The sequence below is a fragment of the Bradyrhizobium sp. 2S1 genome (assembly GCF_011516625.5).
Taxonomy (GTDB): domain Bacteria; phylum Pseudomonadota; class Alphaproteobacteria; order Rhizobiales; family Xanthobacteraceae; genus Bradyrhizobium; species Bradyrhizobium septentrionale.
The window spans coordinates 10409876-10431391 of sequence record NZ_CP147717.1; the positions used below are offsets into that span (position 1 = coordinate 10409876).

20 protein-coding genes and 6 pseudogenes are annotated in these 21516 nt (G+C 60.3%); 10 read left to right on the forward strand and 16 right to left on the reverse strand.

What is annotated here, in order from left to right; genetic code table 11:
* Nucleotides 1–723: 723 nt before the first annotated feature.
* Nucleotides 724–1901, reverse strand: a protein-coding gene (locus tag HAP54_RS49465; RefSeq protein ID WP_414646176.1) for an IS3 family transposase whose coding sequence is annotated in 2 segments (ribosomal slippage) — nt 724–1610 and nt 1610–1901 — 1179 coding nt in all. Because the reading frame shifts where the segments join, the coding sequence is not laid out codon by codon here.
* Between the two features lie 104 nt (nt 1902–2005).
* Nucleotides 2006–3400: an IS4 family transposase gene (locus tag HAP54_RS49470; protein WP_283843115.1), complete on the reverse strand. Its 1395-nt coding sequence runs from the start codon at nt 3398–3400 to the stop codon at nt 2006–2008.
* A gap of 466 nt (nt 3401–3866) precedes the next feature.
* Between HAP54_RS49470 and HAP54_RS49475 the strand changes: the two genes are divergently transcribed.
* Nucleotides 3867–3989, forward strand: coding sequence for a hypothetical protein (locus HAP54_RS49475; RefSeq protein WP_256434664.1), 123 nt, complete (start codon nt 3867–3869; stop codon nt 3987–3989).
* A gap of 563 nt (nt 3990–4552) precedes the next feature.
* Here HAP54_RS49475 and HAP54_RS49480 read toward each other — a convergent pair.
* From HAP54_RS49480 to HAP54_RS49490, 3 genes and pseudogenes are all read right to left on the reverse strand, one after another.
* Nucleotides 4553–5682, reverse strand: a protein-coding gene (locus tag HAP54_RS49480; RefSeq protein WP_166204126.1) for an IS3-like element ISRj2 family transposase whose coding sequence is annotated in 2 segments (ribosomal slippage) — nt 4553–5430 and nt 5430–5682 — 1131 coding nt in all. Because the reading frame shifts where the segments join, the coding sequence is not laid out codon by codon here.
* A 652-nt stretch (nt 5683–6334) separates the two neighbouring features.
* Nucleotides 6335–6565, reverse strand: a pseudogene (locus tag HAP54_RS49485) (ABC transporter substrate-binding protein); the annotation flags it as partial.
* Between the two features lie 135 nt (nt 6566–6700).
* Entirely contained in the window at nt 6701–6862 is a 162-nt protein-coding gene (locus HAP54_RS49490) for a hypothetical protein (protein WP_224496621.1), read from the reverse strand.
* Between the two features lie 180 nt (nt 6863–7042).
* On the opposite strand from HAP54_RS49490, the gene HAP54_RS49495 reads away from it, so the two are divergent.
* From HAP54_RS49495 to HAP54_RS52830, 3 genes are all read left to right on the forward strand, one after another.
* The gene (locus tag HAP54_RS49495; RefSeq protein ID WP_166298333.1) at nt 7043–7339 is read left to right on the forward strand and encodes a hypothetical protein; all 297 of its coding nucleotides are present in this window, start codon (nt 7043–7045) and stop codon (nt 7337–7339) included.
* A 299-nt stretch (nt 7340–7638) separates the two neighbouring features.
* Complete coding sequence (locus HAP54_RS49500; RefSeq protein ID WP_165128177.1) at nt 7639–8514, forward strand: carotenoid biosynthesis protein; 876 nt, start codon at nt 7639–7641, stop codon at nt 8512–8514.
* The gene (locus HAP54_RS52830) at nt 8511–8714 is read left to right on the forward strand and encodes a phosphoribosyltransferase-like protein (protein ID WP_420869819.1); all 204 of its coding nucleotides are present in this window, start codon (nt 8511–8513) and stop codon (nt 8712–8714) included. Before HAP54_RS49500 ends, HAP54_RS52830 begins: the two co-directional genes overlap by 4 nt.
* A gap of 119 nt (nt 8715–8833) precedes the next feature.
* Here the strand turns inward: HAP54_RS52830 and HAP54_RS49505 are convergent, their stop codons facing one another.
* The gene (locus HAP54_RS49505; protein WP_166298334.1) at nt 8834–9157 is read right to left on the reverse strand and encodes a tyrosine-type recombinase/integrase; all 324 of its coding nucleotides are present in this window, start codon (nt 9155–9157) and stop codon (nt 8834–8836) included.
* Between the two features lie 166 nt (nt 9158–9323).
* Between HAP54_RS49505 and HAP54_RS49510 the strand changes: the two genes are divergently transcribed.
* Nucleotides 9324–10667: an IS1380-like element ISBdi2 family transposase gene (locus HAP54_RS49510; protein ID WP_166204320.1), complete on the forward strand. Its 1344-nt coding sequence runs from the start codon at nt 9324–9326 to the stop codon at nt 10665–10667.
* Nucleotides 10668–10802: 135 nt separating this feature from the next.
* Here the strand turns inward: HAP54_RS49510 and HAP54_RS49515 are convergent, their stop codons facing one another.
* Nucleotides 10803–11465, reverse strand: a complete 663-nt coding sequence (locus tag HAP54_RS49515) for a tyrosine-type recombinase/integrase (protein WP_175619339.1) — start codon at nt 11463–11465, stop codon at nt 10803–10805.
* A gap of 182 nt (nt 11466–11647) precedes the next feature.
* Between HAP54_RS49515 and HAP54_RS49520 the strand changes: the two are divergent.
* Nucleotides 11648–12291: pseudogene (locus HAP54_RS49520) on the forward strand (IS5 family transposase); the annotation flags it as partial.
* Here the strand turns inward: HAP54_RS49520 and HAP54_RS49525 are convergent.
* The 4 genes and pseudogenes from HAP54_RS49525 to tnpB (HAP54_RS49540) form a co-directional block, all read right to left on the reverse strand.
* Nucleotides 12222–12668 (reverse strand): IS66 family transposase, encoded by a 447-nt coding sequence (locus HAP54_RS49525; RefSeq protein WP_339156947.1) that lies wholly within the window; start codon nt 12666–12668, stop codon nt 12222–12224. The pseudogene HAP54_RS49520 and the gene HAP54_RS49525 overlap by 70 nt on opposite strands.
* Nucleotides 12551–13366: an IS66 family transposase gene (gene tnpC, locus HAP54_RS49530; protein ID WP_339156815.1), complete on the reverse strand. Its 816-nt coding sequence runs from the start codon at nt 13364–13366 to the stop codon at nt 12551–12553. The genes HAP54_RS49525 and tnpC overlap by 118 nt, the downstream gene beginning before the upstream one ends.
* Nucleotides 13330–13608 (reverse strand): annotated as a pseudogene (locus HAP54_RS49535) (IS66 family transposase); the annotation flags it as partial. The pseudogene HAP54_RS49535 and the gene tnpC, both read right to left, overlap by 37 nt.
* A gap of 209 nt (nt 13609–13817) precedes the next feature.
* Nucleotides 13818–14042 carry an IS66 family insertion sequence element accessory protein TnpB gene (gene tnpB, locus HAP54_RS49540; protein ID WP_166298335.1) on the reverse strand — a complete coding sequence of 75 codons (225 nt, stop codon included), beginning with the start codon at nt 14040–14042 and terminating at the stop codon, nt 13818–13820.
* Between the two features lie 297 nt (nt 14043–14339).
* Between tnpB (HAP54_RS49540) and HAP54_RS49545 the strand changes: the two genes are divergently transcribed.
* Nucleotides 14340–14531 (forward strand): hypothetical protein, encoded by a 192-nt coding sequence (locus tag HAP54_RS49545; RefSeq protein WP_165128171.1) that lies wholly within the window; start codon nt 14340–14342, stop codon nt 14529–14531.
* A pseudogene (locus HAP54_RS49550) lies at nt 14509–15146 on the forward strand (recombinase family protein); the annotation flags it as partial. The gene HAP54_RS49545 and the pseudogene HAP54_RS49550, both read left to right, overlap by 23 nt.
* Nucleotides 15147–15161: 15 nt before the next feature.
* Here the strand turns inward: HAP54_RS49550 and tnpB (HAP54_RS52735) are convergent.
* The 4 genes and pseudogenes from tnpB (HAP54_RS52735) to HAP54_RS49565 form a co-directional block, all read right to left on the reverse strand.
* Complete coding sequence (tnpB, locus tag HAP54_RS52735; protein WP_166208685.1) at nt 15162–15596, reverse strand: IS66 family insertion sequence element accessory protein TnpB; 435 nt, start codon at nt 15594–15596, stop codon at nt 15162–15164.
* 226 nt (nt 15597–15822) lie between these two features.
* Nucleotides 15823–16209, reverse strand: a pseudogene (locus tag HAP54_RS49555) (IS5/IS1182 family transposase); the annotation flags it as partial.
* A 173-nt stretch (nt 16210–16382) separates the two neighbouring features.
* Nucleotides 16383–16523 (reverse strand): annotated as a pseudogene (locus HAP54_RS49560) (IS5/IS1182 family transposase); the annotation flags it as partial.
* A 28-nt stretch (nt 16524–16551) separates the two neighbouring features.
* A complete protein-coding gene (locus HAP54_RS49565; RefSeq protein ID WP_224741456.1) occupies nt 16552–17319 on the reverse strand; it encodes a Ulp1 family isopeptidase in 768 nt (255 codons plus the stop codon).
* A 396-nt stretch (nt 17320–17715) separates the two neighbouring features.
* Between HAP54_RS49565 and nopM the strand changes: the two genes are divergently transcribed.
* Nucleotides 17716–19461 (forward strand): T3SS effector NEL-type E3 ubiquitin ligase NopM, encoded by a 1746-nt coding sequence (gene nopM / locus HAP54_RS49570; RefSeq protein WP_175619340.1) that lies wholly within the window; start codon nt 17716–17718, stop codon nt 19459–19461.
* 245 nt (nt 19462–19706) lie between these two features.
* Here nopM and HAP54_RS49575 read toward each other — a convergent pair whose 3' ends face one another.
* On the reverse strand, nt 19707–20075 hold the full coding sequence (locus HAP54_RS49575) for a hypothetical protein (protein WP_224741455.1): 369 nt from the start codon (nt 20073–20075) through the stop codon (nt 19707–19709).
* 20 nt (nt 20076–20095) lie between these two features.
* Between HAP54_RS49575 and HAP54_RS49580 the strand changes: the two genes are divergently transcribed.
* Nucleotides 20096–21447, forward strand: a protein-coding gene (locus HAP54_RS49580) for an IS3 family transposase (protein WP_166298338.1) whose coding sequence is annotated in 2 segments (ribosomal slippage) — nt 20096–20432 and nt 20432–21447 — 1353 coding nt in all. Because the reading frame shifts where the segments join, the coding sequence is not laid out codon by codon here.
* Nucleotides 21448–21516: the final 69 nt, after the last annotated feature.

Here is a 21516-nt window from a genome sequence, read left to right on the forward strand (position 1 = left end):
GATGTGGCGCCAGGGTAGCCAACCGCGGTCACTTGCCCGGCGCGTTCTGAAGCGATCGAAACACTACTTGGAACAAATGGGGCGCCATGAGTAGTACCGGACGAGACCACACGTGCCATCACAAACTGCGCATCGCGCGGCTCTGCCAGATCCAAGATTATCGGAGCAATTGGGCATTGTAGTCTCCTCTTGGTATTATCGTCCCTGTTCGTCGATCGTCCGTTTTCACCTCCTACTTCATGAGCCTGTCCGCTTTTCCAACGCATGCAGCCTAGGACGATTGCGATCAGAGACTCAATTGAACGTAGGTAATCGTCGGGCATCCAAGGGGGCCACGGAACGATACGAAGGTTTACGGCGCGCGCCCTTAAAACCGACCATTTCCGCAATGGGGCGTAAGCGCCAAGCTGAGCCGCTCAGGCAGCGTGAGCTATGCGGGAACCTGGGTGATGACGGAATGAGATAGGCGGCGTATCGAGGCGAGTGTCGAGCCTGCCAGAACCTCTCTCAAGGAGAGCGATACGCCATGAACGAGCATAGCAACATTGTCCCACTGCGTCAGCCCGATGAGATCGACGATCCACTGACGAATGTTTTGCGATCGTGGCCTTCCCCGGGGCGCAGCCCCGCATGCTGAGGCGGTGGCCGTTGAAGTTAGCGGCGCGTGATAGGGACAGCGCTTGCTTCGTGCGAATTGATCTTCCCCCGAAAAAATGGACAAGGTTAAGCTGCTTTTAGCTCCATCTCGATCGGACTGACATAGCCGATGGCGGAGTGACGACGAGTTCGATTGTAGAAGCCTTCAATGTAAGCAAAGATATCACGTGTGGCCTCTGCGCGTGTTGCATAGTGAGTGTGGTAGACGAGCTCGATTTTGAGCGTGTGAAAGAAGCTCTCCATTGGAGCATTGTCATAGCAGTCGGCCTTGCGGCTCATCGATGCCCTCAAGCCGGCAGATTGCACGACCTTGCGGTATTCCGCCGATGCGTATTGGACGCCGCGATCGGAATGATGGATCAGACCGGCGCCAGGCCGCTGCGCTGAGACGGCCATCCGCAAGGCTGCCAGCGGCAGCTCGGCACGCAAATGATCCGCCATCGCCCAGCCGACGATCCTGCGGCTGTACAAATCCATGACGGTGGCCAGATAGAGCCAACCCTGATCGGTCTCGATGTAGGTGATATCGGCGAGCCAGATCCGGTTCGGCGCAGTGGCGGTGAAGTTGCGCTCGAGCAGGTTCGCCGCGATCGGGAGGTCGTGACGGCTATCGGTCGTCCGCACCCGGCGAGGCCGTGCCATGATGGCCGTGATACCGTGATGGCGCATCAGCCGCTCGATGCGGCCACGGCTCGCCCCGCGGCCCTGGGCCTTCAATTCGACATGGATACGCGGGCTGCCGTAGCGTCCGTTTGTCTCGCGATGGACGCGCTTGATGTCGTCGACAAGCTCACGGTTGGCGACCGATCGCTGGCTCTCCGGCCGGGAGCGCCAAGCATAATAGCCGGCCGGCGAGACACCGAGCACGTCGCACAGGATCGTCACAGGATAGTCGGCGCGGCGATCTTCGATGAAGCGGAATCTCATTTCGGCCCCCCAGCAAAGATCGCGATCGACTTTTTTAAAATGTCGCGCTCCATGCGCAGCCGCTCGTTCTCTCGCTGCAGACGAGCGATCTCCGCCGCGTGGTCCGCCGACGGCAGCGTCGCTTGCGTTGTGGGGCGCCGCGCCGCAGCCGTCGGCTCTCGCCCAGTTCCACGTAGTTCCACCCAGCGCCGCAAAACTGAATCGCGCAGGCCAAGTTCCTTGGCCACCGATCCGATCGAGCGGCCACTCGAAGCGACCAGATCGACCGCTTGCCGCTTATAGTCGTCCGTAAACGACCTACGCTGACGTCCTTCCATCCAACACCTCTCCTGGCTCTTCGAGCCTACTACAGGTGTCCATCAATTCGGAGGAGGTTCAAATGCGCGAGCGCCGAATCATGTGTAAGCGCGAAGCCGATCTTTCAATTACCCATAATTTTTGCTTCGATCTCGGCTCCCAGTTCGATGTCGGTCAGCCGCGATAGTCCGCGCCAGATCACGGTATTTCCTGGAGGCGGATCGTTGGCTCGGGCCAAGTATCCTCCGAGCCGCGCGATCTTGATGACATAGTGCGAGAGCGTGCTTCGTCGAGAGCGGTCGCCCCCCCTGTCTTTCACCAAATGATCAAGAAGCCTGATTTCAGGATCTGTCAGCGCCGTTTGCGGTAGGGCATTCGGGGAGGAACGATTGAGCATCGTCATCCAGAAGACCCGCCAACTCACAATGCAGAAAACCGCGATCAGATTGACCAGACGCTCAGCTGTTCGCAATTTCGACTCCTCCGCCTTGCAGCCCGATTTGAGGATCTTATGGAAGACTTCGATCTTCCACCTCAACGCGTACCATTCGATCTTCTCGATGGCGTCTTTTCGCGATTGGACCGGAAGATCGGTGAGGAGGAGCTTCCACTCGATCTTCTGTCGCCGCTTCGGCTTTCCCCGCTCTTGAGCATGAATCACCGTCAGAGTGAGTGCGGGATATTTCTTCTGCTTGCCGATCGGCGGCAGAACTCGAAGCTTGCGGAAACGAATTTCGAGAAGCGCGTCATCCGGATCGCCTTTGTCGTCCTTGACCTTGATCCGATGTAGGCCTTTGACCGTAACCTCGTCCATTTCGTCGGCAATTGTATGATCACCGCCCCCGGCAAGCCGATCAACACAGGTTCGCAGCAGGAAATGCGTTCCAACCTTATCGGCTAGGCAAAACAGCTCATAGATGTCGCTCTCGCGATCACCGATATGAACGCATCGTCCAGGGGCAGCGAGAAGGTCGGTCGATTGCCGTAAATTCTCCAGCCAGCGGATGCTCTCCGTCTGCTCGATCGGAACCCGTGTCGGATTGATCTTTCGCTTCAGCGCCGTCGTCCCCTTGAATTTCTTGCGTGTCCAGAACTTGATTGCCGCCAGACCGAGCGGAAGCCCCTCGGTCGTCACGGCGAGGCTCGAATGCATCAAGATGCCGCACTGCGTGCGCTCTGCCGTCTTACCCGTAAAGCCAATCAGATCCGGCTTCTCGCGCTTGAAGCTGAATTCCTTCGTGTCATGGAGGACGAGGATCGGTCCCTCCGTCGTCGTTACGCGCCCGTGCGTCGCCTCAAAGTGACCGCAAAGAATATCCGCCTCGTTGACCCGTTCGTTGGAGAAGAAGCGATAGGCGGCCTTCGTGTTGTCCCAGTCCTGACAAACCAGCGGGATGCTTTGACCCATGTCGCTCCCGATCTGGGCGAGCAGTTTGCCGAACCGGCGGCCAAGCCGCTCATCCTTAAACTCGCATCCCGCAACTTCCCGATCAACCCACGTCTCGATACCGGTGGTCAATCGCCGAGCACGCCCCTCCGCGCGTTCCCTCACCAAGCCCATCGAGCACCCCACGCCTCCGAATCAGGTGCTCAACAATGAATCACAACAGATTCTGCCGATTCAAGATTTCGCCTCGGACGCGTCCGTCTATATCGAGCGCAAATTGTGGGTAATTGGAAGGATCGCCCCACGCTTACGAACGTCTTGGTCCCTCCGGGCAATATGCACAATCTGACAGAAGTCGAAGGCCGCCCCAGTTGGCGGCCTTTTTCCACGGTATCAGGGCTTGGTTCAATTTTTCCCAATTTGAATCCGGGAACGCCCCAATTCGCTAACGACACGTCAATTTCTTTTGGCACGTGAGCAATATTGACCAGCCTTGGAACGTCGGCTGTTCCAACCGTCGGCCATCACCGCCCTGTAACGGCGTCTACCGGTGACTGAGAGCGTTCGCGCTCCCCGCCCAGCGACAAGGGAGCGTGGCATGATCGAACAACCCCATTTCGATTCATATTCAATCCCAGCACGCGTCAGTCTTGGCATCGCTATTTTCGGCGGCACTCTGCTTATCGCGGTGATGCTTACGGGTGCCTTCATCGTGCACTGAGGCCGCCTCAGTTGGCGACCTCTTTTACGATCAGACAACCGTCGCGCCGCGCGCTTTGTCCGCCAGTGAAGAGTCTACACGATGCAACGCAGCGATCAGTGGACCGAGCTAGTTCCATGCCCGAACTGTGGAATGTCAGGGGCTGCCCGTCTTTCGAAGGCCCCAAAGGGAGCCTTTGATTTTAGGGTGGAGGCCATTCCTGCGGGCTTTAAAGTGAGTCGCTTGGAATTCGGTAACACCTTCTTCTGTGGGGCATGCGATCAACCGGCGCATACCCAGATAACAAAGCAATGAGGCCCTCAGTTGCGCCACTGAGAGCGTCCCCGGCCCCGCGCTGGATGAGGCCACGGGGCCGGGAGCCAGCGGACCGGGAGAAAGGAAAACCGAACCCCCCGGTCCTATCCAATCAGAGATCAGAGAGCTGGCGCCGGTTGTTTGGACAGCGCCCCGCGGGATTTAAGTGGATTCCTGCCGGGTTATGCTGAACGCGGGGCCTTACGATTTTGTCGTTGCGTCGGGAGGGCGTAGCCCGACCAGAGCGACGACAAAATCGTCGGCGACGGTCATGCGGCCATCACCATAGCTTGCGTGCCGAAGTAAGCCTCGTCGGGCGTGCGCCCGTCAAGGCTCGAGTGAGGGCGTCCCTGATTGTAGAAGGCCAGATACTTGGCAATTGACGCTCGCGCCTCGGACACGCTGTCGTAGGCGCGGAGATAAACTTCTTCGTATTTGACCGTGCGCCAGAGCCGCTCGACAAACACGTTGTCGCGCCAGGCGCCCTTGCCGTCCATGCTGATGGCGATCTTCGCGTCCAGCAGCACATCGGTGAACTCGAGGCTGGTGAACTGGCTGCCCTGGTCCGTGTTGAAAATCTCGGGCCTGCCGTGCTTCGCCAACGCCTCCTGGACCGCTTCGACGCAGAAGGCCGCCTCCATTGTGATCGAGACGCGATGGGCCAGGACCCGTCGGCTGAACACATCGACGACCGCCGCGAGATAGACGAAGCCACGCCGCATCGGAATGTAGGTGATGTCCATTGCCCACGCCTGGTCGGGCCGCTCGATCTTCAATCCGCGCAACAGGTACGGGTAGATCTTGTGACCCGGTGCCGGCTTACTCGTGTTCGGGCGACGATAGACCGCCTCGATCCCCATGCGCTTCATCAGCGTCGCGATGTGGCGGCGACCGGCGTATACGCCCTCCCGCCGCAGCAACGATCGCTGCATACGCGCTCCCGCGAAGGGATAATCGAGATGCAGCTCATCGAGCCGACGCATCAAGGCAAGGTCCTCGGCCGAAACTGGCCGAGGTTCATAGTAGACCGTGCTGCGAGCCAGCTTCAGGACCTTCGCCTGGCGCACGATAGAAAGATCATGACCGCGGTCGATCATCGCTTTGCGCTCAGCAGGCCCGCCTTGGTGAGCGCGCCGGACAAAAAATCGTTTTCCAACGCCAGCTCGCCGATCTTGGCATGTAACGCCTTCAAATCGACCGGCGTCTCGGCCGACGCCTTGTCATGCCCAAACACGCCGGCGGCGCCTTCCAGGAGCTGGTTTTTCCAGATCGTGATCTGGTTCGGATGAACATCAAACAGTTGCGCCAGCTCCGCCAGCGTCTTGTCGCCTTTGACCGCAGCCAAAGCAACCTTCGCCTTGAATGCCGGAGAATGCATCCGGCGGCTCTTCTTCGTCATCTTCGCTCCTGATTCGCGGCAAGAATCCTCGCCGCTGTCAGGCAGAAAATCCACTCAAGCTACTGTCCGAATTTGCGGAGCCAGCTCTCTTGGCGCCCGTGCCGTTCCTCTTTCGGTAGTTACGCGAATAGGTGGCGTACTTTACTCGCTTCAGCTCGAGCCGAACTTTGTAGTTCGGGTCGTCGCAGGCTCCGATGAACCGGAAGCCGAAGGCTTGACGGTCGCGAATGGGTACTATGAGCAGTCGCGCACTGGTCCGGAGTCCACAGCTTGTTGCTGCTCTTCGTGTCCGCAACGACCGCTTCCAATTGCTCTCGCGTCAACCAGGGTGCCCAGCATCGGCACCAACGGCGCACCGATCGCATCGGGTTACCCGGCGAGGCGAGGCAAGCATGATCGGCGCCCCACTGGAGTATCCGTCGGCCCCGTTCGTTTTGGGGCGGGACGTTCCAGCCAATATGCTCAAACCACCTTCTGGCTTCCTTTGGCTTCCTTCAAACGGCCCCGCGCAAACAGCGCACCGTCTTGTCGGGATCGGCATCGAGCGCCGACGGCGCCGAAGAGGAGAACGCGTCTTGAGAATTGCGATCAAGATCGCTAATTTCTGCGCAGCCGATGGTCGTCGGTGAACTCTCGATGAAGGCCCTGTCGGTTGCCGACGCGGGGGCAGCACCGGCTTGGTCTCCTTGGTTCCGGCGGCCTTCACCGCGTTGAGGTAGTGCAGGGTGGCGTTGTAGGTCGCTGCCTGGTTCATCGTCGGCATCCGCTTCATGCGCTCGAAGAAGCGCTTGCCGAAGGCGCGAGTGCGGTCGTTGAGATCCCAATAGTAGGCCTCGGTGATGACCAGACCCTGCGCGAGCTTCAGCCCGAGGCTGTGGATGTCTCGTTCGTCGGAACGTCGCTTTCATTTGATGGACTGAAGTTTGCGGAGCCGATCAAGGCGCACGAGCACGCCGCGCAGCTTTCTGGGGATTTCGCGAACTTTTTGCGAGAAGCTGGAATGGGCGCCATCCAAACTTCAATGGAGGACATAGATTCCGATAAAAAAATAGAACTGCATGCCGAAGCTCGCGAACATCTCCTGGGTCGCAGTGGCCAGCACCACGGCCAGCAGGGCGACCACGAACGTCGACAACGACCACGGCCGCAGCTTCAGAATGTAGTCATTGCCCTTGCGCATCGAGACGTCCCGGCCTCCGCGAGTTCCGGGAAGGTAGCCGAGGAGGCTCGCGAATAAAACACCGTAGGACTCCGTGGGGGCGGCGTTCTGTTCGATACCGTGAAAAGGAACCGGCCCGGTCAAGCCCCTGCCGCATTGTCGCGCTTATTGCATTGCGGCAAGGTGATTGGGGACAGCACGATGCTGGAGCTTCTGATTGTCGTTCTCGTCGCCGGGATCGGGTTCGCATCGGGATATGGCGTCCGCGAGTTGATCTCGCGCCGCCGGCGCCGGTCACCGCCGCGCGTTCACGCGCCGAAGGCGCGGGCCGCCAATGACGACATCTCCGCGCGCGGCCGGTATCGGCCGACCGGCACGCAACAGGCCGATTACGCCACTCCGCCCGACGAACTCGACGGCGCCGTTCGCGATCTGCTCGGCGAACTCAGCCGGCGCACCGCCAAGCCGCCATCGGCACCGCACCGCCGCCGGCAATGAGGGGAATGCGGGGCGAACGGCGGTCAGACCACCGCTGCGCTGATCGATCTGCTGAAGGAAGAGGAAATGGTGGACGCACAAGGGATCGAACCTTGGACCTCTCCCGTGTGAAGGCTGCGGGCCTGCTTTTTACGCTAATAAAATCAATTGTTTAGCAGTGAGGTCGTGCCCTGGCACGGGAAATGCACGGCCGTACGCTAACTGGACATCGCAGCTCGTAGTCCGATCCACGCAGATTGCAGTGTTGAAAATGAGCCAATAACGTTGCCATTGATCGCTCGCTCAACGGATCACACACAATGACACCAGACAACGTGGCGCGCAGTCGACACGCCGCGCAGCAGGATACCGTGCTTTGGCTGTTCGTCGCTGGTATTCTTGCTGCCGCAATCGGGTTTTCCTGGAATCCAACTCCGTTCGCGCAAGCGCTCGCGGTAGTTTTCATTGCCTGCGCACTAGCCCACGCCGCCCTTGCTTATGGGGCGCGACGCGCCTTGATCCTGTTCGTTGCTTGCAATGCAATTTCGTTTGCGATGGAGAACCTCGGCACCGCCACGGGCTTTCCATTCGGCGTCTATCATTTTGAGGTCGGTGCGGGTCTACCGCATGTCGGCCTCATTCCGATCGTCGTCGGACCCCTGTGGTTCGGCGCGGGCTATTTTTCGTGGACGGTCGCGTCTGTTCTGCTTGATGGCGCCGACCATCAGCTCGATCGTCCTTTCAACTTGATCGCCCTGCCCGTCGTCGCGGCGTTCGTGATGACTCAATGGGACCTTGTGATAGATGCCCCCAACGCAACTATCGCCAAGGTCTGGATATGGCACAACGGCGGCGGTGTGTTCGGTGTTCCTCTTACCAACTATGTTGGCTGGCTTCTCACCTCATGGCTGATTTTCCAGGTCTTCGCGCTCTACCTGCGCCGCAGCGACCTCCGGCCGTATTCAAAGCTGAGCCTCAAGCTGCCGGCGATCGGTATCCTGTTCTATGTAGGCGCCGGCCTTACTCACATCGTACCCTGGGTAATGGGACAGACAGGCGAAGCCGTGGACGCCAGAGGGTATGGCTGGCAGGTCCACGACATCCGCGAAGCCACCGTCGCAATCCTGCTGTTAACGATGCTCTTCACCGCGCTGTTGGCAGCGCTGCGCCTACTGCGCCGGACGAGTCAAAAATGAGCCATGGCGTGGAATTTTGGCTCACAATTTTAGTTAAAAACGCGCTCGGCTACGGAAACTCAGAAGGCCGTACAGTCACGCTATGGAACGTTTCAACCTCTACGTTCACTGCGTTATGGTGCCCGGGCGTTGTTGATGGCGAGCCTTGGTTTCCACTTTTTATTCGCCGCGGTTACGCCGGTCGTCTCATCGTAGCCTAATAGCTGGCATATTTTAAAGGCTTCACCCTTTCGGTATTGCTCCCTACTCGGTGCGCAGCGAAGTCCGTGCGCCGGCCTGCTTTGAGAGGCGAATAACGAATTAAGGGGTCTGACGCCGTCTAGTTGTAGCTGTGCATCTTCCATCGAGCGGCCTTGCGTCGAAAGGGCGTCACCGTGGGCGGCCGTTTGCCGTCTAATGCCGCTGCAATTTGGCCTGCAATTGATTCTGATGCTCGCCGAAGCGGATCATTGTCAAGGTGTGCGTACCGCGCCGTAGTGACCGCTTGCGTGTGGCCAAGCAGCCGGCCAATGATTGGCAATCCTAGCCCGCTACCAGCACCGAAACTTGCGTAGGTGTGCCGCAAGTCGTGAAGCCGAACACCGGTTAGGCCGGCCCTTTTGGTGATGGCACCCCACGGCCGTTTCAGATCGTGGCGTGGCATTTCCGGGTCGTCGCCGGGAACGACATAGGGCCCAATCCACTCTAGCCCGTCTTATTCGTCAGAGGGCGCCTGAGAGGCTGGCGAGCGTGGTGTAAAGCGCTAATGCGGCGTAGGATTCGGTTGCGAAGCCAACCCCATCACCTCAACCGCGAACGCCACGCCCGCCATGACCGACGATACGATTCTGCCCTTCTCGTTTCCAGCCGTTCACGCCAAGAAAGTCACAGCTGCCTTCGATGGCGGTCGGCTGACCTCGAACGGGGGCGTGATGCTTCTGGCGATGGCCGAGCGGCGTCTCGGCTTGGCCGACAATCTGGCCCGGGTGTTCCCGGATCGGCGCGATCCGACGCGGGTCGTGCACAGCCTTGTCGATATGTTCCGCGCGCGCATGTTCGCGATCTGCTGCGGCTACGAGGACGCCGACGACCTCGATCATCTGCGGTCCGATCCCGCATTCAAGCTGGCCTGCGGACGGCTGCCGGACACGGGTCGCGATCTGTGTTCCCAACCGACGCTGTCGCGGCTGGAGAATGCTCCGCGCCTGCGCGACGTGATCCGACTGACCTACACTTTGGTCGACGCATGGATGGATAGCTACCCGCGCGAGCCGGCATCCGTCACGCTCGACATCGATGATACCTGCGATGTCGTCCACGGCCATCAGCAGCTCTCGCTGTTCAACGCTCATTATGACGAACGCTGCTTCCTGCCGATCCACGTCTACGACACGGAGAAGAGCCGGCCCGTGGCGGTCGTGCTGCGGCCCGGCAAGACGCCGGGCGGCGTCGAGGTGCGTGCCCACCTGCGCCGCCTGATCCGGCATATCCGGACGCGGTGGCACAACACGCGAATTACGTTCCGTGGCGACGGGCACTATGCCCGGCCGGAGGCAATGGCGTGGTGCGAGACCAACGGCATCGACTACATCTTCGGTCTGTCCGGCACCAAGCCGCTCGCCAGAAAACTCGACGAGGCCGCCGACGACATCCGCACGCGACGCGCCATCGAGAACCTGCCGGTTCTGCGTGGCTATACCGAGACGCGCCACAAGGCCAAGTCCTGGGATCGCGAACGGCGTACCGTCGCCCGTATTGAGGCGACGATGCTCGGCCTCGACATCCGTTTCGTCGTCACCAGCCTCGATGTCGGCTCGGCCGAGTGGATCTACGACAGCCTGTATTGCGCGCGCGGCCAAGCCGAGAATCTGATCAAGCTGCATAAGACACAGCTCGCCTCCGATCGCACCAGCTGCCGTTCGGCGCTCGCCAATCAAGTCCGCCTCGTTCTCCACACCGCCGCTTATTGGCTGATGCTGACCGTGCGCGACGCGATTCCCAAAGCCCGGGAATTGGCCACAGCCGAGTTCGCGACGCTGCGTCTTCGTCTCTTGAAACTCGCTGCCCGTGTGGTCGAGACCACGAGCCGCATTCGCCTTGCGTTTGCCGCGGCCTGTCCCGAAGCCGACCTGATCCGCGGCTTGCCAGGCGCGCTGCTGCCGCTCGGTCCTTGACCGGCGGGGCGTCCGCCCCCCGTTCGCCCAACCTACACCTCAAGCGCGTTGCAAAGTACCGGTCGTCAGGCGGTGAAAAGCCGAAGGCAATCCCGCGCGCCTCGTCAGAGCAGATGTGCGGCCACATCAATCGGACTAAAAAAACGCACTCTCACGAATAGGACGGGCTAGATTGTTCAGTACAGAAAGGGCTGGCGCGTTTAGAATGACCGTTTTTCGGCCACTCTTGCTGTCAGGCAGAAACAAACAGCCGCGCTCAATATCTACATGTTGCCACCGCAGATGCAGGATTTCCCTCAAACGGCAGCCGGTAAATAGGAGGAGCCGCAGCGCGGCCGCGGCAGACGGTGCGATCCGGGTAGAACGCTTCTCCTTTGCGACATGTTTGGCAGTAGGTTTCGTTTCATCCACCGTCCAAGCAATGCCGACCGTTTCCGCTTCCCGAATAGCACCTCCAATGCGCTCAAGTTCATCGCTAGTCAGGAAACGTTCGCGGCGGCTTTCCTTAAATTTTTCGATGCCGCGCGCCGGATGGGTGCCTTCGGCGACGATGTCGGTCCGAGCTGCGAAGGCGTACATGCTACCAACCACCGCTAAAACACGGTTGGCCTGGAAGGGCGTCTCGGCGAGCGAGGAGTGCAGCTTGCTGACCTGTACCCGCGTCAGCTTGTCGGCCTTAGCGGTGCCCAAGGCCGGCTTAACAATGCGGTCCAAGACGTCCCGGTAGAACTCTGCCGTCCCGTCCTTGCGTTTCGCTCGCACGTGGTCAACCATGAAACGGTCGACCAATTCAGCCACCGTGGGCGTTCCCCGCTCAGTAGTTTTCTGGCCCGCCGGATCGTGCCCATGTGCCACAGCCCCCAAAATAACCTTGGCGCGCGTTCTAGGGCCTGTTTGGATTCCGGATTCTCATCCTGGCTTGGTTGTGATTCAAGCTTGGGATGGACCGATTCGTTTTGACTGATGCCCAATGGGCGAAGATGGAGCCGCTTTGTCTTGGCAAGCCGGGTGATCCCGGCCGGAGCGGCAATAACAACCGGCTGTTTGTCGAAGCCGTGCTGTGGATTGCGCGCACGGGCAGTCCGTGGCGCGATCTGCCGCGCGCCTTCGGCAACTGGATAACCGTGTACACGCGCTTCCGCGACTGGGCCAAGGCGGGCGTCTGGAAGCGCATGTTTGATGCGGTCTCGGACGAGCCGGACATGGAGTACGTCATGGTTGATGCCACCATCGTCAAAGTCCACCGCCACGGACAGGGCGCAAAAGGGGGACGCAAAACCAGGCGATCGGCCGCTCGAAAGGCGGAATGACCACCAAAATCCTGGCACTGACCGACGCGCTCGGCAATCTCCTGCGTTTCGTGCTGCTGCCAGGACAGCGCTTCGACACGGTCGGCGTCCCGCCGTTGATCGAAGGGCTGACCTTCGATGCGATGATCGCCGACAAGGCGTTCGACAGCAACGCCATCATTGCCGACCTCGACGCACGCGGCGCCAAGGTCGTCATCTCCCAGCACCCGCGGCGCGCAAAACCTCTCGCCATCGACGCGGAAATCTACAAATGGCGACATCTGATCGAAAATTTCTTCTGCAAGCTCAAGGAATTCAAGCGGATCGCCATGCGAGCCGACAAAACAGATATCAGCTTCGAAGCCATGATCAATCTCACCGCCGCTGTGATAAATTCAAGATGACTCCAAACAGGCCCTAGCCCGCTCAGGCGCGATTTTTCCAACCGCCGCGATAGTGTAACGCCGCATGGGCGCCCCGCGGCCGGCGCCCGCCCTATAAACCACCACGTAGGATTTCGCGCCGGTTGGGCGCACTCGTTCACCCAAATCCGGGCGCCAGATATCCGTTTCTCGAACCACGGCTTTAACGCGGCTATGATGGGCAGCGAGTGCTCCTTGCGCGCGGCCAGCCGGATGTCCGGCGATGAGCCGCGGACCATGGCTTCGATGGCGTAAAGTTGTGCGATGTGCCGAACGGCGGCCTCGGCGATCGGCGATTTGGTGTTACGGGCCAATTTGACGAAGCGCCGGCGCAATGGCTCCAGCAATGCACGAGCGTCCACGGCCCTTGCGGTCGAGCGACTTCGGTTAGCCGGTCATAACCTTCATAGGCATCGCACTGCAGGAAGCGTCCGCAAAAGCCATCCAGGAACTGCTCCGCAAAGGCACCGCTGCGACCGGGGGCATATCGGAACAGCACGATCGGCGGACTTGGGCCGCTGTGGCCTCGATCGTCGGAGACGATCGCCCAGAAGTAGCCCTTCTTCGTTTGGCCTCGCCCGGGATCGAGCACCGGCGCCGTGGTTTCGTCCATGAACAGCCGATCCGCCATGGCCAGGCGGCGGCGCATGTGGTTCGCGATGGGCTGAAGATGGAAGCAGGCGCGGCCGGACCAGTTGCCCAGCGTCGCCCGATCAAGCCGGATGCCCTGGCGCGCATAGATCTCGGCCTGACGGTAAAACGGCGTATGGTCGCCAAACTTGGAGACGATCACGTGCGCAATGGCCGCTTCGGTCGGCAGCCCGCTGGGCACGACGCGCTCCGGTGCGCGCGCCTGCACGACAGGGCCCGAGCAGTGGCGACAGATGTATTTCGGGCGGCGCGTGACCAACACCGCCATTGCGCCGGGATCACGTCGAGGCGTTTGCTGACGTCCTCGCCGATCTTCGTCATGGCGCCGCAACCGCACGGACAGAGCGTGCTCGCAAGCTCGATGATCCGTTCCACCCGCGGCAAATGGGCAGGCAAGCAGCCGCGATTGCGATGAGAACCTTGATCCGGCACGCTCCGCGATCGGCCCTTGATCACAGCCTCGGCTCTCTCCTGCGCCGCGTCCAGGATGCCTTGCGCGATCTCCACGTCTTCCAGCGGTAAGTGATACTGATCTGGCCGCAGCTTCTCGGACGTCGCGCCGAACTTCTCGCGTCGCAATTCGCCGAGAATGACTCCAACCGACGCCGCGACTCTTCCGACGTCGCCAGCGCCGCCTGATGCTCGCTCAAGGCCGCTTGCGTTTGCGCCAAAAGCGCTTTCAGTTGTTCATTTTCGTCGCGTAGTGCCGCGATGCTCATGCGCTATTTCGAGCACATCGTCGCCGCGCGTGCCACGTTCAAAATAGCTTCCGAGTCATTCTGCCGCAGTTATCCAGCGACCTGTGGACGCCGCGCTTCTTCCGGGCGGACCAACCTCCAATCCAGCCCCTCGAACAGGGCTGCGAACATCGCCGGCGATATGCGCATCACGCCGTCTGCGATCGTTGGCCAAACGAACTTGCAACCTTCGAGACGCTTGTGCACCAACACCAGGCCCGTTCGATCCCAGACCAAAATTTTGATCCGGTCCGCCCAACGCCCGACATTCTGCATACAGTCTTCGAAGCGCGACAATCGCATATCCGTGGCATCCCCTTTTTGGACGAACGCTTCAAGTCGCACCGTTCCGACGCGGCAAGGATTTGAAGTGCATCTACACGGAGGAACGCCGTGGGTTTAGTCGTGAGGTACCCAACTGGATTGACAAAAGCTATCGCTCCGGCATGGCGCTTGGACCGCCGCAGGTCAGTATTGAGGGGCTCAACGAACTTGCCGTTGTTCTGAAGCTTCTCGGAACGAATCAGGCGTCGAGCGCACGATCCCGTCCTTCGGTGAAGAGGGAGAAGGGACGTGCGGAGAAAAAGCCAATATCGCGAGCCGATGCAGCTGTGTCTGGATCTGGGTCACCGGATTCCCCAGAACCCGCTGAGCGCCAATCCCAAAGGTCTGGTCCAGGCGCTCGCTGATCTGTTGCTGGAAGCGGCGGGCGTCCAGACCGCTCAGATGCCGGGAGGTGACCATGAGTATCAAGATCACGCCTGATCACCTCAGCCGCACCGCCGTCGTCTATGTTCGCCAATCGACAATGTCCCAAGTCACGGGGAATCTCGAAAGCCAGCGGCGGCAATATGACTTGGCAAAGGCCGCGGAAACCACCGGATTTAAGTCGGTGACGGTCATTGACGACGATCTTGGCCGCTCAGGTTCCGGCAGCACTCAGCGGCCCGGATTTGAGCGGCTTGTGGCGATGGTGTGCTCGGGCGATGTCGGTACCGTCTATTGCATCGAGGCATCGCGGCTGGCGCGCAATGGACGCGACTGGCATCACTTGAGCTTCTCGGACTGAAGGGGACGATGTCGGAGTATGAGCTGAGCCTGCTTCGCCAACGTGGAATCGCCGCTCGAGCCTCCAAGGCCCAGCGCGGCGAGTACCGCTTCATGCTACCACCCGGATTTTGTTGGAGTGAACTCGGCAAGATCGAAATCGATCCCGACGAACATGTGGCGGGAGTGGTTCGACTCGTCTTCACGAAGTTCCGCGAGCTCGGCAGCGCCCGGCAGGTCTTTCTTTGGCTGCGCGCTGCCGACATCAAAATGCCTGTGGTCCTGAGGAATGTTCAAATCTACAAGCTCAGCTGGAAAGCGCCAGCCTATCACGAATACGACCCCGCGTCATCCGACGGCAAAATGATCAGCCTCGCGAAGGCTGCGGTCCACTTTGGAATTTGCGTCGGATCTGCAAAGAGCCTGGTTCTGAAGGGCATCTTGCCGGCAACACAAGCAATCAAGGGCTCGCAATGGTTGGTCCCCGTCGACACGCTGAGTTCGGAAGCAGTACGCATAGCGGTGCAGCGCGTGATCGAACGTCGACCGAAAAACTACATTGATTATCAATACGATAAGATGATCCGTCTGCCCGGAATCTGACAAAGGGACGTACAATGAAACGAGCTGTGCTCGTTTCGATCGGAACACGAAGGCTGCGCCGCTGAACGGGTCGAGACGAAGCATCTCCTGCACCTTCGCCGCAAGCCCATCGTGGCCACAGCGGAAGTCGATCGGCCGCGTCGCGATGTAAATCTTCAGATCGGCAACGGCCGCGATCATCGTGACGCTCGCACTGCGCGGATCACCCGGGACAGCTGCTCGCCATCTATGGCTGTGTCCGTCCGCAGCACGACATCGCCGATCGCGATCTCAAGCTTGATCGCCGGAACCTGACGCTCCTCCAACGCGCTTTCCACGACCAGCGGTGCGAATGTCGACTGCGATGCCTCGCACGGCGCCAACATGCCTCGCGGGTGAGCCTTGGTGTATGTCGTCCGGCAACGTCGGTGAGTGTCTCGGTTCGGTCGATGACGTCCCGCAGAGTGTGACCGTCGTAAGGGTTATCGGGCAGCGCCTTGGCGTGCAGCACGAACTGGCCGCCGGGAGCAGGCCGGTTGTTGGTGACGATGGAAGCCTTCACGCCGAACTCGTAAGGCGCGCTGGCCTTGCCCTTGCCGATGCACTCCACCTCGGGGGCATGGAAGGAATACAGCTTCCAGCCGCGCGGGCGCTGCTGCTGCGAGCGGTTCTGCGTGGCCCGGCTCAACGAGAGTGCGAACGCCTCTTCGAGCGCATCCTGGCCTTCGATCTTGCGGCGGATGTCGCGGATGATCCGGCCCAGGCGGCTGCGCAGGATGCGCAACTGCCGCTGGTGCCGCTTGAACGTAAGCGCGACTTTCTCGTCACATTGAATCTCGCATAGAATCAGTCGGCCCCTACGAGAGCCAGTGGATTCGCTGCTGGACGAGAGATTATGTTATATCAGGCCGGGTTTTCGGCGCTGCGGCTTTTGGGGAAGTTGAGACGGAGTAGATCTTCAATATCGTCGTCGTCGCGGCGCGTCGGTTAAGAAGCCGATTTGAGTGGTGTGCGGTGGCTGGTGACTGAGAAGAAGGCAGCCAGGAAGAGGTACCAAAGAGCCCTTAGCCAGGCGAGGATGTGGCGGAAGTTGTAACCGACGGCGGAGAGGATGACGTTGGCGGCATCGTCGACGAGCTATCCGCGCACGGCGACATCAGCCCCTGAGTCGGTTCTGCAGTGCCTGCCGATTGGCAACGAGGTCGCTGAAGTTCAGCAGGTGTGGTTCCCGTCCTTGCTCCAATTGCCTAACCAGCGCCCGCGTGCCGTCCACGACAAAGACGCCGCAATCATAGCCGTTCCGCTGCCGGGCCATGCCGGCTGGCTCCAGGCGGAGGTCCAGCCGACCTGCGAGATGTTCTGCATCCTTGTTGTTGAGTCCGCCGTAGGAATCGTAGTGATAGGCGACCGGCCGGCCCCGGTCGCTGCGATCAACGAACAACAGCGACCAATGGTTGCCGAGGCTATTAGGATCTTCAGGATCGGCATTAATCACGGGCAGGAACAGGAAGTCGGCTGCATCATTACCATTATCATCATCGACGATGCGCTGGAATTCGGTTCGCACGACGCCATCGTGGTCAGAGCGCAGATAATTTAGGACGATGAGGGGATTCACGAATCGCGTCCGGGCGGCGAGATTTGGATGGTACCTCTGCAAATCCTGCTCCTGGAGCCGGCAATCCCTGTCGATATGCTCGTCGCCCAGCCATTCCGTGTCCTGGAGCACCAGCCCGCGGCCGTGAGACGAGGCTGTCGGATCTAAAGCCCCGATCTGAGCATCAGCGGAGGTGCTCGGAAACGGCCGTACAGAATTAGCATCGTCGCGTGATTCGGACGGCGTGGGCGCAGTCAGATCAACCAATGGAAAACCGCGGTAGGTGCCTGAGCGAGCCCTGGCAGCGGGCGCCGGCGCTGCTTCCATTGCGGAGGACCTCCTCAAGCCCCGAAATAAGGCGAGCATCCTCGGAATAAAGAGGCGGGCTTACTTCTGTCACCGCTGGCAACCGAGCGACCCGGGGTTCTGCAGCGACACTCGTCAGCTGATCGACAGGTAGGCCTGCTACGGGCAGAACGCTGCCACGTTGACGGTCCTCCGGGACTTAATCTGGTCAACGAAATGGCAGGAAGCCTCGCAGCAGTAGCGATCCATTTGCCGCGTTTGGGCTCATGTGAACCTGTACCGGCTCGAGTCGGGCGGGAGCCGCAGCGCACGTGCGCTGGCTCTCGAATGATGCTGGCTCTCGAATGATCATGACAACCAGCCTGCTTCGCGACCTTGAGAAGCGGGGGCATTCTTGTTCTGACGATGGAGAAATTGATGAACACAGGACAGGCACAGTGGAGTGCAGGTTCTTCCTCGGACGCTTCTGAAGAGGGGGAGCAGGAAAGTTACCTCAGCGGCTTCAGCCGAGCCGTGGCGGATTTGGTCGAAGCCATGACAGGATATCGGACCCCGGCCTCCGCGCGCGCGCAAATCCTCGACAACTGGGTTGCCGAAGAGGGGCAGGGCGAAGCCGAGAATCGGCGACAGGGGCGCACACGAATTAGGGGTTCGGACAACGCGGGCTCGCACTTGCTGGATTTGTCCTCCCTCTCCCTGACCGCTTTGCCCGCCGCCCTGCCGCCAAGATTGCTTGAACTGCGCGCCAGGCACAACGAGCTAAGCAGCCTGCCCTCTAGCTTCCCACCCGGTCTTCAGCATCTTCTCATTAGCCATAACCGGTTGACCAATTTGCCGGACGCTCTTCCGGCGACCCTCTCTCGGCTGGAGGTGGCCGATAACAGCTTGACCAGTCTGCCGGCCAACCTTCCGGCTGGGCTCGAGATCCTGAACGCAAGCGACAACCGACTAACTAGCCTGCCGGACGCTCTCCCGAGCAGGCTCACCTCGCTCGCGGTTAGTGGCAATCAGCTTACCGACCTCCCCGACTCCCTCCCATCGGGGCTTATTGAACTCGATGTCAGCAGCAATCAATTGGCCAACCTCCCCGCCCCCCTTCCGAGCACGCTCCAATCACTCAATCTCAGCGGTAACCGGCTGACCAGCCTGCCTGAGGATCTTCTTGAGGGTCTTGTACCGAATCTTAGTCTCAGCTACCCGCATTTGGAGAACCTCGAGTTCGGGGATAACCCGCTGCCGGACGACGTCCTCGCTAATCTGGCGGCGGCTGAAGCGCCACCTCAGCTTGCGCAGCAATCTCTATATGAGGCTGCCGCGCACTGGCTGGGAGACGCCCCCTCGGCACTGGCCGAATGGCTGCACTTTGCGGATGAGCCCGGCGCCCAGGACTACGCACGGTTCCTAGAGAGGCTACGAGAGACCGTTAACTATGGCAATCACGAGTTTCGGCAGAGAGTGGCTGATGATCTGCGGCAGGCGGCGGCCAATCCGAGATTGCGCGAGCAGTTTTTTGCACAGGCTTCCGAGGCCAACGCGAGCTGCGAGGATCGAGTTACCTTGCACTGGAACGGTATGCAGACCGCGCGCCTCAACGCTGATGTCGAGGGCGGCGTCTATGACGATCGTCTTAGCGAACTGATCCAGCGCGGCCGTGTTGCGTTCCGCTTGGAGGCGCTTGATGAGATCGCGCGCGACAGGGTCAACTCGCTCCTCAGCCTCGACCCAGACATAGACGACGTGGAAGTCTACTTGGCCTATCAACATCGGCTGCGCGAGCCGCTGGAGCTCAGTCACGTCGCCCCTGACATGCGCTTCCTGGCGGTCTCTCGCGTAAGCGAGGATGATGCGACGGAGGCACTGGACCTGGTCCGGGAGCGGGAAGCGAACCAATTCACCGACTATATGGCAACCCGCTGGCAACCTTGGGAGACGGTGCTGAGGCGCATCGCACCGGACGAACATGCAGCGATGCAGGACCGGCTCGTCGAAGCCATGGGCGAAGAGTTTCAAAGCCGTCTGGATCAGCGACTGGCCGAACATGGTCTGGTAGGCGACGTCGATGCCGAGCGGGTGCTCGGAGCCCAAGTCCGAAACCAAATCGCTGGCGAGATAAAAGGCGAGGTCATGCACCGGCTGCTCGCAGAGCGTGGCCTAGAACAATGAGACTTCCCAAGAGTCCCGCAGGGATATTTTCATTGCTCTGTGGGGCTGCCTCAAGATGGATCCTGCAATCGACATCATCCTTGAGCTGACGATTGGCGCTCGAGCGAGAGGCTGAGGCGCGGCCCGTTGAGGCAGCACGCATCTACCGCCGTGAAGATCGCACGGTGTGCGGCAGCGTGAAATGGTCGGCGTGCAGCCTGTCAATCGGCGTTCAAATTGAACGCCGATTGACATCCTACGCTCGCTCATCTGGTCCGGTCATTGCCTCTTGTTTGGTGGCGCCCCTCTGCATCGACGCCCTGCTCCGCGCCGCGGCGGCGGGTATTGGCAAGCTCCGAAAGCTCATTCTTCAGCGCATGCCGACGGGTTTCGACAGCAGGCATGTCGTTGACGAATTGCCGAATCTGGCGCGAGAGGGCGTGATCTGCTGCCGCTCCAGAGCGCTTTAGCTCGGCGGCATAGTCGAGATATCGCTGCCGGATCGCATCCTGACGTGACATAATCTTTTCGTCCCAAGGATGTTTCACAACCTTGCCGCCCCTCACCTCCGTGTTTGCCGTCAGGGCGTGTGAGACAAATTGAAGGATTTTGCGGAGGGAGGATTTCTGGTTCATCGTAGCCACCAGGAGCGAAGATGAAGCAGAAATCCGGACCGGGCAAAGCGCCGGCAGAACAGGTACTAAGGGACATTCGGCGCCAGACCCGCCGGCAGTATTCGGCGGAAGAGAAGATCCGCATCGTGCTGGAAGGACTGCGGGGCGAGGAGAACATCTCCGAGCTCTGCCGGCGTGAGGGCATTGCCGCCTCAATGTATTACGGCTGGTCGAAGGAGTTCCTCGAAGCCGGTAAGCGCCGCCTGGCGGGCGATACGGCGCGTGCGGCGACCTCCGGCGAGGTGACGGATCTCCGTCGTGAGACGGCCGCATTGAAGGAAGTCGTGGCCGACCTCACCCTTGAGAACCGCCTACTCAAAAAAAGCATGAACGGGGATGGGGAGGACGAGGCATGAGATATCCTGCGTCCGAGAAGGCCGAGATCATCCAGTTGGTCGAGCAGTCGCACCTGCCGGCCAAGCGCACGCTGGACAAGCTCGGGATCCCACGCGCCACGTTTTATAGATGGTATGATCGCTATCGTGATGGCGGCGTCGAGGCGCTGGCTGACCACCGGTCTCGACCTGACCGGATATGGAATCGCATCCCCGACGATGTGCGGGGCCAGATCATCGACCTGGCGCTGGAGCTGCCCGAGCTGTCGCCGCGCGAGCTGGCCGTGCGGTTCACCGACGAACGGAAGTATTTTGTCTCCGAGGCATCGGTCTATCGGCTGCTGAAGGCGCATGACCTCATCACCAGCCCCGCCTATGTGGTGATCAAGGCGGCGAACGAGTTCAAGGACAAGACCACCGCCATCAACCAGCTCTGGCAGACCGACTTTACCTACCTCAAGATCACCGGCTGGGGCTGGTACTACCTGTCGACCGTGCTCGATGACTTCTCGCGTTACATCGTCGCCTGGAGGCTTGGTCCCACGATGTGTGCCTCCGACGTCACGGCCACACTCGACCAGGCACTCGCGGCCTCCGGCCTTGACCACATCACCGTCGCGCACCGGCCGAGGCTTCTCAGCGACAATGGTTCGAGTTACGTCGCGGACGATCTGGCCAGGTGGCTCGAACACAAGGGCATGCAGCACGTGCGCGGCGCTCCGTATCATCCCCAAACCCAGGGAAAGATCGAGCGCTGGCATCAGACCCTGAAGAACCGCATTCTGCTCGAGAACTATTATCTACCTCACCACCTCGAACGGCGGATCGGCGCCTTCGTCGAGCATTACAACCACGTCCGCTATCATGAGAGCATCAAAAACCTGACCCCGGCTGACGTCTACTTCGGCAGAGCCGAGACCATCCTAACCGAACGACAGCGCATCAAGCGTGAGACCATCGCAAACCGCCGCTTGCAGCACCAACTGCAGGCCGCTTAAACTCCAACAACAGATGAGCCAGAGCCTCCCTTCTCGAAAAGCCTGATTAGTCTCAAATTATCTGACGAC